Annotated in this window: 14 protein-coding genes; 2 read left to right on the plus strand and 12 right to left on the minus strand. The window is 49.9% G+C overall.

Features of this window, described 5'->3' with window-relative positions; all coding sequences use genetic code 11:
* Nucleotides 1–5: 5 nt before the first annotated feature.
* Genes dmpE through C6Y40_RS02005 form a run of 5 tightly spaced genes read right to left on the minus strand, consistent with a single transcriptional unit; the run spans nucleotide 6 to nucleotide 4,419 of the window.
* Nucleotides 6–791: a 2-oxopent-4-enoate hydratase gene (gene dmpE, locus C6Y40_RS01985; RefSeq protein ID WP_105933088.1), complete on the minus strand. Its 786-nt coding sequence runs from the start codon at nucleotides 789–791 to the stop codon at nucleotides 6–8.
* A gap of 3 nt (nucleotides 792–794) precedes the next feature.
* Nucleotides 795–1,658 (minus strand): alpha/beta fold hydrolase, encoded by an 864-nt coding sequence (locus tag C6Y40_RS01990; RefSeq protein WP_105933089.1) that lies wholly within the window; start codon nucleotides 1,656–1,658, stop codon nucleotides 795–797.
* 8 nt (nucleotides 1,659–1,666) lie between these two features.
* On the minus strand, nucleotides 1,667–3,127 hold the full coding sequence (locus C6Y40_RS01995; RefSeq protein ID WP_105933090.1) for a 2-hydroxymuconic semialdehyde dehydrogenase: 1,461 nt from the start codon (nucleotides 3,125–3,127) through the stop codon (nucleotides 1,667–1,669).
* Between the two features lie 21 nt (nucleotides 3,128–3,148).
* The gene (locus C6Y40_RS02000; protein WP_105933091.1) at nucleotides 3,149–4,072 is read right to left on the minus strand and encodes a catechol 2,3-dioxygenase; all 924 of its coding nucleotides are present in this window, start codon (nucleotides 4,070–4,072) and stop codon (nucleotides 3,149–3,151) included.
* Entirely contained in the window at nucleotides 4,069–4,419 is a 351-nt protein-coding gene (locus C6Y40_RS02005) for a 2Fe-2S iron-sulfur cluster-binding protein (RefSeq protein WP_105933092.1), read from the minus strand. The genes C6Y40_RS02000 and C6Y40_RS02005 overlap by 4 nt, the downstream gene beginning before the upstream one ends.
* Before the next feature lie 384 nt (nucleotides 4,420–4,803).
* Between C6Y40_RS02005 and C6Y40_RS02010 the strand changes: the two genes are divergently transcribed.
* Together C6Y40_RS02010 and C6Y40_RS02015 are read left to right on the plus strand one after the other, a co-directional pair.
* Nucleotides 4,804–6,519 carry a sigma-54-dependent Fis family transcriptional regulator gene (locus tag C6Y40_RS02010; protein WP_105933093.1) on the plus strand — a complete coding sequence of 572 codons (1,716 nt, stop codon included), beginning with the start codon at nucleotides 4,804–4,806 and terminating at the stop codon, nucleotides 6,517–6,519.
* A 190-nt stretch (nucleotides 6,520–6,709) separates the two neighbouring features.
* Entirely contained in the window at nucleotides 6,710–7,273 is a 564-nt protein-coding gene (locus C6Y40_RS02015) for an antibiotic biosynthesis monooxygenase (protein WP_105933094.1), read from the plus strand.
* A 5-nt stretch (nucleotides 7,274–7,278) separates the two neighbouring features.
* Here C6Y40_RS02015 and C6Y40_RS02020 read toward each other — a convergent pair whose 3' ends face one another.
* The 7 genes from C6Y40_RS02020 to C6Y40_RS02050 form a co-directional block, all read right to left on the minus strand.
* The gene (locus C6Y40_RS02020; RefSeq protein WP_105933095.1) at nucleotides 7,279–8,247 is read right to left on the minus strand and encodes a hypothetical protein; all 969 of its coding nucleotides are present in this window, start codon (nucleotides 8,245–8,247) and stop codon (nucleotides 7,279–7,281) included.
* A 350-nt stretch (nucleotides 8,248–8,597) separates the two neighbouring features.
* Nucleotides 8,598–9,938 carry an acetyl-CoA carboxylase biotin carboxylase subunit gene (gene accC / locus C6Y40_RS02025; RefSeq protein ID WP_105933096.1) on the minus strand — a complete coding sequence of 447 codons (1,341 nt, stop codon included), beginning with the start codon at nucleotides 9,936–9,938 and terminating at the stop codon, nucleotides 8,598–8,600.
* An 11-nt stretch (nucleotides 9,939–9,949) separates the two neighbouring features.
* Complete coding sequence (gene accB / locus C6Y40_RS02030) at nucleotides 9,950–10,393, minus strand: acetyl-CoA carboxylase biotin carboxyl carrier protein (RefSeq protein WP_105933097.1); 444 nt, start codon at nucleotides 10,391–10,393, stop codon at nucleotides 9,950–9,952.
* A gap of 25 nt (nucleotides 10,394–10,418) precedes the next feature.
* Nucleotides 10,419–10,853, minus strand: a complete 435-nt coding sequence (gene aroQ / locus C6Y40_RS02035) for a type II 3-dehydroquinate dehydratase (protein WP_105933098.1) — start codon at nucleotides 10,851–10,853, stop codon at nucleotides 10,419–10,421.
* Nucleotides 10,854–11,085: 232 nt separating this feature from the next.
* Complete coding sequence (locus tag C6Y40_RS02040) at nucleotides 11,086–12,132, minus strand: protein-glutamate methylesterase/protein-glutamine glutaminase (RefSeq protein WP_105933099.1); 1,047 nt, start codon at nucleotides 12,130–12,132, stop codon at nucleotides 11,086–11,088.
* Nucleotides 12,133–12,138: 6 nt separating this feature from the next.
* Nucleotides 12,139–12,747, minus strand: coding sequence for a chemoreceptor glutamine deamidase CheD (cheD, locus tag C6Y40_RS02045; RefSeq protein ID WP_105933100.1), 609 nt, complete (start codon nucleotides 12,745–12,747; stop codon nucleotides 12,139–12,141).
* Nucleotides 12,744–13,559 (minus strand): CheR family methyltransferase, encoded by an 816-nt coding sequence (locus C6Y40_RS02050; RefSeq protein ID WP_105933101.1) that lies wholly within the window; start codon nucleotides 13,557–13,559, stop codon nucleotides 12,744–12,746. The genes cheD and C6Y40_RS02050 overlap by 4 nt, the downstream gene beginning before the upstream one ends.
* Nucleotides 13,560–13,577 lie beyond the last annotated feature (18 nt).

Here is a 13,577-nt window from a genome sequence, read left to right on the forward strand (position 1 = left end):
TCCTGTCAGGTAAAATACACACTGGCTGAGCCAATGCCGCCAATTTCAACACGCATAAAGTCTCCGGCTTTGACCGGCTCAAGCGGCACCAGTGAGCCCGATAAAATGACTTCACCTGCTTTAAGCCCTATGCCGAATTCGCCAAGCGTATTGGCCAGCCAGGTTACGCAATTCACCGGTGAGCCCAGCGCTGCAGCACCGGCACCGGTGGAAAGGATTTTGCCGTTCTTTTCAACCACCATACCGCAGGTCACCAGATCGACTTTGTGCGGAGAAACCGCTTTATCGCCGAGTGCAAACAGGCCACACGAAGCGTTGTCGGCAATGGTGTCCTGAATAGCGATTTGCCAGTTCTCAATACGGGAGTCGACTACTTCAAAGCAGGGGATCACGCACTCGGTGGCGGCCAGTACATCGGCATTGGAGATGCCTGGCCCCATCAGGTCTTTTTTGAGAATAAAGGCAATTTCCCCTTCTGCTTTGGGCGCGATAAGCCGTTCGCTGATGGGCATCACTTCACCCTGGTTAAACACCATATCGTCGGTGAGATAACCAAAATCGGGCTGGTGAACATTGAGCATGCTTTGCACGGCTTTGCTGGTTACACCGATTTTTTTACCTATCACTTTGGCCCCGGCATCGATGCGCCTATTAAGCATTTGCAGAGAAATGTGATAAGCATCTTCAATACTGATATCACTTTCCCGGGCAGTCAGCGGTGCGACGGCCTGTTTGCTTTGCATGGCGTGGTAAAGTTCATCGCCATACTGTTTGATTAACTTTGCGTCCATAAATCAGGTTCCGGTTTGGGAGGCGATATTCGCCTCATTTAGAAAATTAGTAACCAGTTGCACAAAACGGTCGGCCTGTTCAATCTGGGTCCAGTGACCGCATTTGTTGAACACGTGCAACTGGGCGTCAGGCAGCAGTTCCAGCAGAGTTTGTGAGGCGGCCAGAGGGATCACCTGGTCATCGCGACCATGCACCAGAAGCGTTGGGTGAGGCAGGCTGCCCAGCGCCCCTAAGGGGCTTGCCAGCATTTCTATCCAGCGTTGGCGCGGGGCCGGAAACATGGCGGAAAAAGCCTCCTGAACGCCGGGCTGAATACTTGCGTCATAGCGTAATTGCGCTAGCTCATCAGTGACCCTTGAGCGATCAAAAGCAAAGATGTTGAGCAGCTTGCGCATATTTTCCAGCGACGGCTCGTATCCCCACACAGCATCAAGACCGGGTGTTAACGGGAAACTTGCGCCGGCACTGCCCATAAGTACGATGCGGCGCACCCGCTTTGGGTGCGCGATAGCCAGTGCTAAAGCCAGCCCGCCGCCAAACGAGTTACCAATGATGTCAGCCTGCTCGATGTCCAGCGCGTCTAGCACACCAATGGCATGTTCAACCCAGCGTAGTTTACTGTAGTGCTGGTCTTGCGGACGTTCGCTGTAGCCAAAGCCGAGCATGTCCGGGGCGATTACCCGGCGCTCTTTGGCAAGTTCAGGAATGGTAAGACGCCAGTTGGCCCAGGCGGTGACGCCGGGGCCGGAGCCATGAATCAGCATGACCGGAAAACCATCTCCCTTATCATGAAGATTAGTTTGCCAGCCAGCGGCCTGAATAGTCTGGCCTGTCTCCGCTCTGGTGTTACTGTCGGGTGCTTTCATCTTCGTTCCTACAACTTCAGACAGATGTTTTTGAGTTCGGTATAAAACTCAAGTGAGTGCTCACCACCTTCACGACCAATGCCAGACTGCTTACTGCCACCAAAGGCAGTACGCAGATCACGTAAGAACCAACTGTTAACCCAGACGATTCCCGCTTCCACCTGGCCAGCAACCCGCGCCGCGCGGCTCAGGTTTTCGGTCCAGATAGCGCTGGCCAGGCCATAGGGCAGGCGGTTGGCCTGTGCAATGGCTTCTTCTTCGCTATCGAAGGGCTGAATATGGCAGCAGGGGCCAAAAATCTCTTCGTTGATGACAGCGGAGTCGTCACTTAAACCGGTCCAGATGGTTGGCTGGATCCAGCTGCCGTTTTTCAGCGCGTCAGGCATATCCGGTATGCCGCCACCGGTAACCACCGTTGCACCATCGTTAACCGCTTGCTGGTAGTAAGAAAGCACTTTGTCGCGCTGCTTTTGGCTGATTAACGGGCCAAGGTTAGCCGCAGCGTCATCCGGCGGGCCGATGACCAGTTTTTCGGCCTCGACTTTTAAGCGACTAACAAACTCATCGAAGATTGAGCGCTCGACATATACTCGCTCTGTGCCCAGACAAACCTGGCCACAGTTAGCAAAGGCTGAGCGCATGGTGCCTTCAATGGCTTTATCCATGTCACAGTCGGCAAACACGATACCGGCGTTTTTGCCGCCTAACTCCAGTGAAATGTCGCGCACGCCTTTGGCGGCGTTCTGCATAATCAGTTCGCCGGTACGGGTCTCGCCGGTAAAGGTGTAGCCATCGACATCCGGATGAGCGGTCAGGAAAGCGCCGGCAGAATCGCCGCCGTATCCTTGCACCACGTTAAAAACACCATCGGGTACGCCTGCGTCTTTCATCACTTCGCCAAGCAATGCAGTGGTGGTAGGCGTTTCTTCGGAAGGCTTAACCACCACCGTGTTGCCGCAGGCCAGAGCCGGACCAACTTTCCAGGTCATCAGCAGTAGTGGCAGGTTCCACGGACTGATAACACCAATCACCCCTTTAGGGCGGCGCACCGCATAATTGAGCGCGCCGGTGCCGTCGGGCGTGGCCATTTCAAACGCTTCAGTAGCGACATTTTTTACCATGTCGGCAAACACTTTAAAGTTGGCTGCACCACGCGGGATATCGATGTGACTGGCCAACGATTTGGGTTTACCCGTATCGGCACATTCCGCTTCTAAAAATTCGTCGAAGCGGGCGTTAATACCGTCGGCCACGGCATGCAGAATTTTGCTGCGCTGGTCGATAGTCATTTTACTCCAGGGGCCTTTCAGAGCGGCGCGCGCGGCTTTCACCGCCGCATCCACTTCCGCTTCCCCGGCTTCATGCACCTGGCTTATCACCTCACCCGTTGCCGGGTTGATGTTATCGAACATCCTGCCACTGGCAGAGCCAACATACTGGCCGTTGATATAATGTTTAACTTCTTTCACAGCGAGTCCTGTATTGATGAGTTAAGTTAAAACCGTAAGAAAACGCTCGTTGAGCACACGGTCGTGATAGAAAATGGCTTTGCCTAAATCCTCAGCTTTCCAGGTAATGGGGTTATGGTCGGGGTACATATAATCGCCGCCGGCAAAAACTTCGTTGCGGTTGCCCGACGGATCGAAGAAATAGATGGTTTTACCGTGGGTGATACCGTGTCGCGTAGGGCCAATATCCAGTGAGGTATTGGTCATGCTGATAAGGTCAGCGGCGCGGAGTATGTCTTCCCAGGTTTCAAGATAGAATGACGCATGGTGAAACTTGGCCTTTTCTTCATGCTGAATAAAGGCTATGTCATGGGCCTTCATCGACAACGTAAGGAACTGCGCAATCCGGTTGCCGTCTGGGTCGAGCACCTGTTCGGCCAGATAAAAGCCCAGTACGTCCACAAACAGATCATAAGTTTTGGCCAGTTCATCGCCATACAGCAGGCAGTGATCAAAGCGCACGGCTTTCATACCGCGAAGTGCTCTGGGCCAGGCTTCCGGGTTGGTCTCCTCAACGCCCCATTTCCCGGTATAGGCTTTCTCTGCGTAGAGCTCAAATACATGGCCGGAAGGCGCGGTAAACTGAACCCGGCGGCCGCAATCCTTTAAATCGCCGGCTTCTTTGTGAGTGACTTCCAGACCAAAAGCTTCGATGTCTGCGGTCAGGCTTGCAAGGGTGCTTTCATCGACTACCTTAAACGCCATAAAATCCATGCCAGGCTCATCCGCTTCACGCAGTACCAGCGAGAACTTATCCACTTCACTCCAGGCTTTTAGATATACCCGGCCTTGTTCATCACGGTCAGTTTCGTGTAAGCCTAACAATTCAACGTAATGTTTGATTGATGCTTCAAGATCCAGTACGCGCAACTGTATGTGCCCTGGACGTAATACGCCTTTTCTCATTTTATTACCTCGGTGTGTTTTTGTTTTGCCTTGGTTACCCCGGTGATGCCGTTGATAGCCAGTGGTGAAGGGCTGCATTCAATGAGCAAATCGCTGGTGGGTTTAAGCCGACAGGCCAATGCGTACCCCTGTTGCTGTTGTTCTGTGGAGACCTGCGCTTTACTCATACGACCGCATTCATAGCTGCCAGATATGACTTTGACCCGGCATACGCCGCAGCCGCCGCCACGGCAGCCCACTGCAATACTGCGTAGTCCGTTACTCTCCATGGCTTTGAGCACAAACTCATCCTGATGACAGGTAAAGCTTTGTTGGCTGTGTTGCTCGGTGATCACATAGTCAGACATGCACTGTTGCTCCGCTTTAGATGCTTAAGTCTCCGGCACCAAAGAAAAAATTTTTTGATGCAGTGTGATGACCAGAGCAACGGTTGTGCCACAGGTTAATAAAATGTTTAAAATTATTGTTAACTTGTTGATAGAGGAGTAGTTTATATAAAGCATCTAAGGTGCAGAAAAGTCACATCGCCACTCCCCAATACTTATTCATTCCATGGAAATTTAATCAAATGATTAAATTGGTTCTTAGTTTTTAATTATTTGATTAAATCGGATTTTCGCTGCGCTTAAAATTATGATCATTTAGTTGATTTCTTGTCATTTAGGGTTTTACATATGTTTTACATCTGGCTGGCTTGTCGATGTAAAACAGCAATTAGCAGGGGAAAAACCATGACCATTGAATTCGAAGCAAAGCTCAATCATGTGGATATCCAGGATCTCACTTCACTGATTCAGTTTGAGAGCACCGAAGGCAAGATCTGGTTTGGTGAACAGCTGATTTTGTTTATGCAGCTCCCTGCCCTGGCCGCCTTCAGGCGCGAACTGGTCAATAGTATTGGTGTGGAAAGAGCCAAGGGTTTCTTTATGCGCCTGGGTTATCAGGGCGGTTTACGCGATGCGGAACTGGCCCGGCGGTTACGCCCCGATAGCGACGATATGGCGCTGTTCTGGACCGGCCCACAACTGCATTCACTGCGCGGAATGGTAAAAAACCGTCCGATTAAAATAGAAATCGATAAGGAAAGTGGTCATTTTTACGGCGAGCTGGAATGGGTGGATTCCTGGGAGGTAGAGATTGTGCAAACCGAGCTCGGCCAAATTGATGAACCGGCATGCTGGTCGTTACTCGGCTATGCCTGCGCTTATACTTCGGCCATTATGGGTCAGGAAATTATCTTCCGTGAGGTAAGCTGTCGTGGCTGTGGTGATGAACGCTGCCTGATAGTAGGTAAGCCGGCTAGAGAATGGGAAGATGCCGCCGAATTCTCCCGGTATTTTACCGCTGAGCCCATTATTGAAGAGCTTTACAGCCTGCAATCCCAGGTGAAGTCGCTGCGTAGCAGTCTGGCCCGTCATCAGGGGCAATATTATGGCATAGGCGATTCTCCGGACTATAAAAATGCCTGCAAAAAAATCGATAAAGCTGCGCAGAGCAAAGTGTCGGTGCTGCTATTGGGGGAAACCGGCGTTGGTAAGGAAGTGATCGCCCGTAGCGTGCATTTACGCAGCGACCGCGCCGAAAAAGCGTTTGTTGCCGTTAATTGTGCGGCCATTCCGCAGGAGCTTATTGAAGCGGAGCTATTTGGGGTAGAAAAGGGCGCTTTCACCGGCGCCAATCAGTCTCGTGCCGGGCGTTTTGAACGGGCTGACGGTGGGACGATTTTCCTTGATGAGGTAGTAGAGCTCACGCCGCGGGCGCAAGCTTCGCTGCTTCGGGTACTGCAGGAAAGTGAGGTTGAGCGGGTTGGCGGTGTTAATACCCGCAAGGTAGATGTAAGGGTGATTGCCGCTACTAATGAAAGCCTGGAGCAGGCGGTGAAAGACGGTAAATTCCGGGCCGATCTGTTTTACCGTTTAAACGTGTTTCCGGTGCAGATCCCGCCGCTGCGCGATCGATTGGATGACTTACCATTGCTGGTAGAACACTTCCTTGCCAAGTTTCATAACGATTACTCAAAACGCACGCTGGGCTTATCGGATAAGTCCTGGCGGTTCATTAAAAATTATTCGTGGCCAGGCAATATCCGTGAGCTTAAGAACGTTATTGAGCGCGGCGTTATCCTTACTGATAACCACGAAACCATTTCACTGGAATCGCTGTTTGCCAGTGTTGGCCCTGAAGCCGTTAATACCGACGATACTCATGTGTATTCAGAAGGCCAGGTGGTGAAGCCGAGCAATATAAAAACCACTGACGGTTGGGTGGATACGCTGATTAATCAGCAAATCGGCCTGGATTCTATTGAAGAGCAACTGATAAACCGGGCCATGGCTATGACCAACGATAATGTGTCGGCAGCGGCCCGGCTACTTAACCTTACCCGCCCGGCACTGGCCTATCGGCTCAAAAAGCTTAGCGAGAATGACTCGACAAACCTGAAGTGATCAAATGATCAAACCTGTCAATTCTGGCAGTTAACCTGCTTTCTGGCGGTTCACAGTTAGTGCCGAATTAACTTTTTAAGATTCTGAAAATATTAGGTAAACCATAATATTTAGTGCATTTCAGAGAGTCGGTATTATTTATGCTGCGCTGATACTACTACGAGTCGTTTTATGTCATCAGAGGTGCCTTATGAATACCCCATCCCAGCAGCCCGTTACCGTAATTGTGTCCAGACGGGTAAAACCTGAAGCCGTTACCGCGTTTGAATCCTTAAGTGATGAGATGTCGCGCCGGGCGAGTGAGTTCGACGGTTATATGGGCGCTACCCTGTTTCGTCCGGTGAGCCCTGAAGATCCGGAATACCGGATGATTTTTAAATTTGCCGATGAGGCCCGCCTGGCGGTATGGGAAAGCTCAGCCGAACGGACCGAGATGCTGGAAAAGCTCGAAGCACTGCTGATTTCGCCGACCGAACGGGAAAAGGTTTCCGGCTTGGTGACCTGGTTTAGTTTACCCTCGCAAAATCCGGTTACGCCACCGCCGCGTTATAAAATGACCATTGTCAGCTGGCTGGCGCTCTACCCGGCCGCTACCCTGATTTTCTGGCTGTTCGGGCCATGGCTTGCGGCAATACCGTTGCTGCTGCGCACCCTGCTGGTTACGGCGGTGCTAATGATATTGATGTCTTATGTACTGATGCCGTTTATGACTAAACGTTTTGCTTTCTGGCTATTTGGCAGGCAACACTCCTGAGGTCATCAGAAGGAACGTTTAATACCAAGCAGAATCCGCCGGGTGCTATCCACCATATCGATTCTGGAAAACCAGTCCAGGTCAAAAACGGCAAGGGCGCCTGATAGTTCTACCGAACCACCGTGACCAGTACCCAGATAGTCTTCGGTCAGCTCGGCGCGCTGGCCGAAGTCAGCACTGACATAAGCATAATAGGCATACATCTCAACAGGGTACTGACCGAAGGAAAATTCACTGTCAAGGCCGAGCACCAGTTTGTTCTCTGCGTCGTCAACGCGCCTGACAAATTCAGCAAACCACACTTGATCAGACTGGTGAAAACGTACTTCACTGCGCAGGTAATTACCTTCAATAATGCGCTCGACACCAAATTCCATACTGAATTGTTCATTGATGGTAGCGCTGTACTCAAACTCAAAGAGGTTAAAATCATCGGCAAGAGATAGCGCCTTATTCGGATCGGTACTGTTAATAGCGCCTGCTACTAATTCCAGCTTGTGGCTCGGCTTTGCCTCGTAGACATGACGAATCCCCTGAAACCAGCCGTCTTTGGACATCCCGGTGGCCGAGATACGGCCTTTGTAGGTAGGAATAACGCCAAACTCGGTTTTACCCAGTGCATGAGTGCGACGCAGATAAAGACGCCTGACCGCAATCTGGTCACTGTCTTCATCGCCAAAGGTGTTGTGACTGGAGCTAAAATCATCGCCTGTTACGACAAAACTGTGCAGGCTCCATTGCTCACTGAGATTCAACTGAGGATAAAAACGCAGCCGAAATTGTGAGCGATTACTTCGGTCTGAACGATTGTCGTAGCGAACCTGTACGTCGAGTTTTTGCTGATAAAAGCCAGCCGGTTCACCGACCGGTTCATCGATTGGTTCACCACCCGGTTCGGCTGCCTTACCAGGCGGTGTGAAAAAGAGGATGAGACATCCGATAAAGCAGGTCAGCCCGGTGCTCAGATATGCCATTGGATAGATAAAAACTCACAGCTAAAAAACGCAGTGTAGCGCAAGTATAGCTTTTACAACCAGTAAATATTAGCGCTATCGATAAGGGGGAAAAAGAAAAAAGCCGGCAAGTCGCCGGCTAACAAGTGGAGAAGTACCTTTAACAAAGGTCACCAACAACTACGATGGGTCAATACCGTATCAGTTGGCGTAAATTAAACTAAAGTCTAATCTAAAGTTGAATATAAATGGAGTCGGTGAATATTAGTAATCAAAAAAAACGATACAGTTAATCGACAAAATAGAATAACCAACAAAAAAGGCATTCCGAAGAATGCCTTTTGTCTGATTTTGCGCTGAGCTAAAACAGCTTAGCTCAGGCCTAACTTCTTCTCGAGGTAGTGGATATTAGTACCACCTGCATAGAAGTTTTCGTCGGCCATAATGCGTTGCTGCAACGGAATATTGGTTTTAATGCCGTCAACCACCAGTTCGTCCAGCGCGTGGCGCATACGGGCAATCGCTTCATCCCGGCTTTCACCGTAAGTAATAAGCTTGCCAATCATCGAATCATAGTACGGTGGCACAGAATAGCCGGCATAGATATGCGAATCCCAACGTACACCTAAACCACCTGGCGGGTGGAACATCTCGATTTTACCCGGGCTTGGGATAAATGAGTCAGGATCTTCGGCGTTAATCCGACATTCAATGGCATGGCCACGAATTTGGATTTGCGACTGGTCGATAGACAGCGGTTGGCCGGCTGCGATACGCAGTTGTTCTTTAACCAAATCAACGCCAGTAATCATCTCTGATACTGGGTGCTCTACCTGAATACGGGTGTTCATTTCAATGAAATAGAATTCGCCGTTTTCGTACAGAAACTCAAAGGTACCGGCACCGCGATAGCCAATTTCGATACAGGCTTTGCGGCAACGATCGCCGATTTTATTGCGCATTTGCTCAGAAATACCTGGTGCCGGCGCTTCTTCTACCACTTTCTGGTGACGACGCTGCATTGAGCAGTCACGTTCACCCAGATGGATCGCATTGCCCTGGCCATCAGCCAGTACCTGAATTTCTACGTGGCGTGGGTTTTCGAGGAATTTTTCCATATAAACAACGCTATTACCAAAAGCGGCGCCCGCTTCTGCCTGCGTAGTTTCGATGGATTTAATCAGTTCGGCTTCGCTGCGCACTACTCGCATACCACGACCACCACCGCCACCGGCAGCTTTAACAATAATTGGGTATCCAATACGCTTGGCAATGGCTTTATTGCGCTCTTCGTCGTCGGTTAACGGGCCGTCAGAACCTGGTACACAAGGTACACCGGCTTTTTTCATGGCATTAATCGCAGACACTTTGTCGCCCATCAGGTTGATGGTATCTGCTTTCGGACCGATGAAAATAAAGCCGCTTTTTTCTACCGCATCCGCAAAATCCGCGTTTTCGGCTAAGAAGCCATAACCCGGGTGAATGGCGATTGAGTTAGTGACTTCCGCCGCCGCAATAATGCGCGGAATGTTCAGATAACTTTCAGTAGCGGATGCATTACCGATACAAATTGATTCATCAGCAAGCAATACATGTTTAAGATTACGGTCGGCAGTGGAGTGCACCGCTACCGTTTTAATCCCAAGCTCTTTGCACGCTCGCAGGATCCGCAGGGCAATTTCACCGCGGTTAGCTATGAGTACTTTATCCATGAGATTACCGTTTATTCGATGATGAACAGAGGCTGGTCGAATTCTACTGCTTCCTGGTTTTCTACCAGAATAGCTTTAACGACACCGGCTTTATCAGACTCGATCTGGTTCATCATCTTCATAGCTTCTACGATACACAGGGTATCGCCAACATTAACGCTCTGACCTACTTCCACGAAATTTTTGGCCGTCGGTGAAGACGCGCGGTAGAAGGTGCCTACCATTGGAGATTTTACAGTATGGCCTGCCGGTGCCTCTGGCTCTGCCGGCGCGGCAGCAGGTGCTGGCGCGGCTGGTGCAGCCATCGGGGCAGGGGCGGCATAATGAACAGGCGCTGCTGCTTGTGAACTGCCACGGTGAATACGTACAGATTCTTCACCTTCGGTGATTTCTAACTCGGCAATGCCTGATTCTTCGACCAGCTCAATCAGTTTTTTTATCTTTCTAATATCCATAATCTGTCTCTGTTTGTCTTATCAATTAGTGGGTAAAAATATCTGCTGCTGCGTCCAGGGCGAGCGAGTAGCCTTTAGCGCCAAAGCCTACTATTACGCCAGCAGCGATATCGGAAAAATAGGAATGATGTCGAAATGCTTCACGGGCATGAACGTTCGACAAATGCACTTCAATAAACGGGATGGAGACACTCAACAACGCATCCCGCAATGCTACGCTGGTATGCGTAAAGGCCGCGGGGTTGATAATAATGCCATCAACATGACCCATGGCAGCGTGAATACGATCGATAAGCACTGCTTCCGAGTTGGACTGCAAATGTTCTAACTCTATATGCATGTCTTTGGCCTGTTTTGACAGACCCTCGACGATGTCCTTGAGTGTAGCGTGGCCATATTTTTCTGGCTCACGTTTGCCTAACATATTAAGGTTAGGGCCGTTCAGTAGAAGTATTTTCATTAATCTTGTAGTTATCTTGCGGCTAAGTTCGGCATAAACACCAGTTATACATAAGTTCGTGATTATTTAACACAAAAACCACGTTGAATTAATATTAAAATAAGCTTAATCGACAATTATAGTTAATAATTAAGATATCGCAGCAAAATACTGGTCTTATCAGGGGATTTAGCCGCAACTTCTCGATATTGTGATAGGCTCGAATAAATATTGCGGCTGCAGGAGGGTAAGGTTACAGGCGGTTGCCCCTGGCTTTACTGCGAATGGCTTCTGTTAGCTGTTTGGCAATCTCCGGGATTCGTAAAGATTTGTCTACGCCACCGCGTTTAACGGCTTCTTTGGGCATACCATACACAACGCAGGTGGCTTCATCCTGCGCAAAGGTTGTAGCGCCTTTATCATGCATTGCGCGCATTCCCTGGGCGCCATCACGGCCCATACCTGTGAGGATTACACCAAAGGCATTGTGTCCCACGTGCTCTGCCAGACTATCAAATAAGACATCCACAGAGGGTTTATGGCCGCTAACCCGGCCCTCGTCACTGAGTTGGGTGCGGTAATCGGCGCCGTATTTAATAACGCTCAAATGCTGGTCACCGGGGGCCAGGTAAACATGACCGGGCAACAGTCGTTCATTATGCTGTGCCTCTTTAACCGTCAGCGCGCATTGCCCGTTAAGGCGTTTGGCAAATGACGTGGTAAAGCCCGGCGGCATATGCTGGGTCATTACCACGGCCGGAAAGGATGCCGGTAGCCTGATCAGCAAATCTTTAATGGCTTCGGTACCGCCGGTGCTGGCACCGATACCGACAATCAGCTCAGTGCCGGAATACGTTAACTGGGTTTTGTTAACCGGTTCGTTGGCGACCCGTTTTTTGACCCGGGCTCCGGCGGCTGCAATTATTTTGTCGGTAACCAGTTGCTGAAAAGCCAGGAATTTGGCCTGAACATCGATTTTTGGCTTGGGAATAAAATCTACTGCCCCTAGCTCCAGTGCCAGCATAGTGGCATCTGCGCCTTTTTCGGTCAGGGTTGAAATCATCACTACCGGGGTCGGCTTGGCTTTCATCAGGCGATCTAAAAAAGTCAGGCCGTCGACCTTGGGCATTTCAATATCCAGCGTAATAACGTCGGGACTGAAACGCTTTACCATGTCCTTGGCGACATAAGCATCCGGTGCCGTGCCCACCAGATTGAGGTCGGGATGATTGGCAATAATTTGTGTCATCAATGAGCGGATCAAAGCCGAATCATCGACAACCAATACAGAAATTGTCATAGCAAGCTACTCAAAAAAATCAATTTCACCGCTAATCGGCGTATCTTTGATACGCATGCGGTATTCACTTTCGCGATCAAGGATGGTGGTATTGTGCATAATTTTAATTTTCCGCACCTTTACTTCCCCGGTGTCGGGGAAAAAATAAACCTTTCGTGGGTAGGGGCCCAGTAAATCACGGGCCAGCACCGGAATATTTTCCAGTTTAAGGTAGTCGAGCACAAACTCGCTGTTACGCTCACCAATGTTGTGTACAGTAAGACCTTGTAAAACGTTGCCACCGCCAAATACTTTGGCTTCGAGGCGGTTTCTGTCGGCCCCCATTTTAAGCAACTCGTTGATAAGCAATTCCATGGCGTAGGTGCCATAGCGTGCCGAGGTATTCATCTCACCGGTGGTGACAAACTCATCGTTAGGCAGTAAAAAGTGATTCATACCGCCAATTTTGGTGATCGGGTCGCGCAGGCATACCGATACACAGGAACCGAGTACGGTTACGATGATGGTTGGGTCCTTGGTGGCGTAGTATTCACCCGGCAGGATTTTTACCGCGTCACTGTCGAAGTGGCGGTCAAAATACCGGTTAGGGATAGTTTTCCCCGGCAATGGCGTCATAAGTTCCCCCGGTTAACCTGATAAATGGTTTTCCCCATGGGTCGCATATACTGGCTCAGGTGAGAGAAGTTTTCAGAATGTCCGGCGATATACCAACTGTCTGTTTTCATTAATCTCAGAATTCGTTTCAGAATGATTTCCTGGGTTGGTTTGTCGAAATAAATCATTACGTTGCGACAAAACACAATATCCAGTCCTGGTTCCATGGCATAGTTGGTATCCAACAGGTTCTGTTGAAAGAAATGGATACTCTTGCGTAATTCAGGGACCACTCTTGCCTTGCCTGCATTGGCACCCACACCGCGATGAAAAAACTGTTTGCGTCGAATGGGACTGAGTTTTTCAACCTGGTCGATGGGGTAAATGCCAGCCTGTGCCCGCTCCAGCATTCTGCTATCAATGTCGGAGGCGTATATTTTGACGTTATTGGTCAGAGACCCCCTGGCTTCTGCACAGGTCATTGCAATCGAATAAGGCTCTTCACCGCTGCTGCTCGCGGTACACCAGATCCGTAACGGCTCCGGATGAGTCAGTAAAAATCCTTTTAGCTGCTCAAAATGATGTGCCTCACGAAAAAAGGAAGTCAGGTTCGTGGTTAAAGCATTAATAAAGTGTTCGGTTTCCGCCTGGTGATCATCCAGATACCTTAAATAGGCCTGGAATGTATCAAGATTCAGAGCGCGCAGCCGCCGCGCAAGGCGGCTGTAAACCATATTGTCTTTACTGTCTGCCAGATTAATGCCGGTGAGCGCGCGGATCTTCTGGCGAACCGCATTAAACTCCCTAAGGCTAAACGCAAAGGGTTTATCCATGTCAGTGCTCTTCAGGCT

The sequence above is a fragment of the Marisediminitalea alba genome (genome assembly GCF_002993365.1).
GTDB classification, from domain to species: domain Bacteria; phylum Pseudomonadota; class Gammaproteobacteria; order Enterobacterales; family Alteromonadaceae; genus Alteromonas; species Alteromonas alba.

What these genes read in the sequence shown, in the direction of transcription:
- accC (WP_105933096.1), bottom strand. Translation starts at nt 9,938, where the DNA reads ATGGATAAAGTACTCATAGCTAACCGCGGTGAAATTGCCCTGCGGATC.
- C6Y40_RS02040 (WP_105933099.1), bottom strand. Translation starts at nt 12,132, where the DNA reads ATGACAATTTCTGTATTGGTTGTCGATGATTCGGCTTTGATCCGCTCA.
- C6Y40_RS02005 (WP_105933092.1), bottom strand. Translation starts at nt 4,419, where the DNA reads ATGTCTGACTATGTGATCACCGAGCAACACAGCCAACAAAGCTTTACC.
- aroQ (WP_105933098.1), bottom strand. Translation starts at nt 10,853, where the DNA reads ATGAAAATACTTCTACTGAACGGCCCTAACCTTAATATGTTAGGCAAA.
- C6Y40_RS02010 (WP_105933093.1), top strand. Translation starts at nt 4,804, where the DNA reads ATGACCATTGAATTCGAAGCAAAGCTCAATCATGTGGATATCCAGGAT.
- C6Y40_RS02000 (WP_105933091.1), bottom strand. Translation starts at nt 4,072, where the DNA reads ATGAGAAAAGGCGTATTACGTCCAGGGCACATACAGTTGCGCGTACTG.
- accB (WP_105933097.1), bottom strand. Translation starts at nt 10,393, where the DNA reads ATGGATATTAGAAAGATAAAAAAACTGATTGAGCTGGTCGAAGAATCA.
- C6Y40_RS01990 (WP_105933089.1), bottom strand. Translation starts at nt 1,658, where the DNA reads ATGAAAGCACCCGACAGTAACACCAGAGCGGAGACAGGCCAGACTATT.
- dmpE (WP_105933088.1), bottom strand. Translation starts at nt 791, where the DNA reads ATGGACGCAAAGTTAATCAAACAGTATGGCGATGAACTTTACCACGCC.
- C6Y40_RS02015 (WP_105933094.1), top strand. Translation starts at nt 6,710, where the DNA reads ATGAATACCCCATCCCAGCAGCCCGTTACCGTAATTGTGTCCAGACGG.
- C6Y40_RS02020 (WP_105933095.1), bottom strand. Translation starts at nt 8,247, where the DNA reads ATGGCATATCTGAGCACCGGGCTGACCTGCTTTATCGGATGTCTCATC.
- C6Y40_RS02050 (WP_105933101.1), bottom strand. Translation starts at nt 13,559, where the DNA reads ATGGATAAACCCTTTGCGTTTAGCCTTAGGGAGTTTAATGCGGTTCGC.
- cheD (WP_105933100.1), bottom strand. Translation starts at nt 12,747, where the DNA reads ATGACGCCATTGCCGGGGAAAACTATCCCTAACCGGTATTTTGACCGC.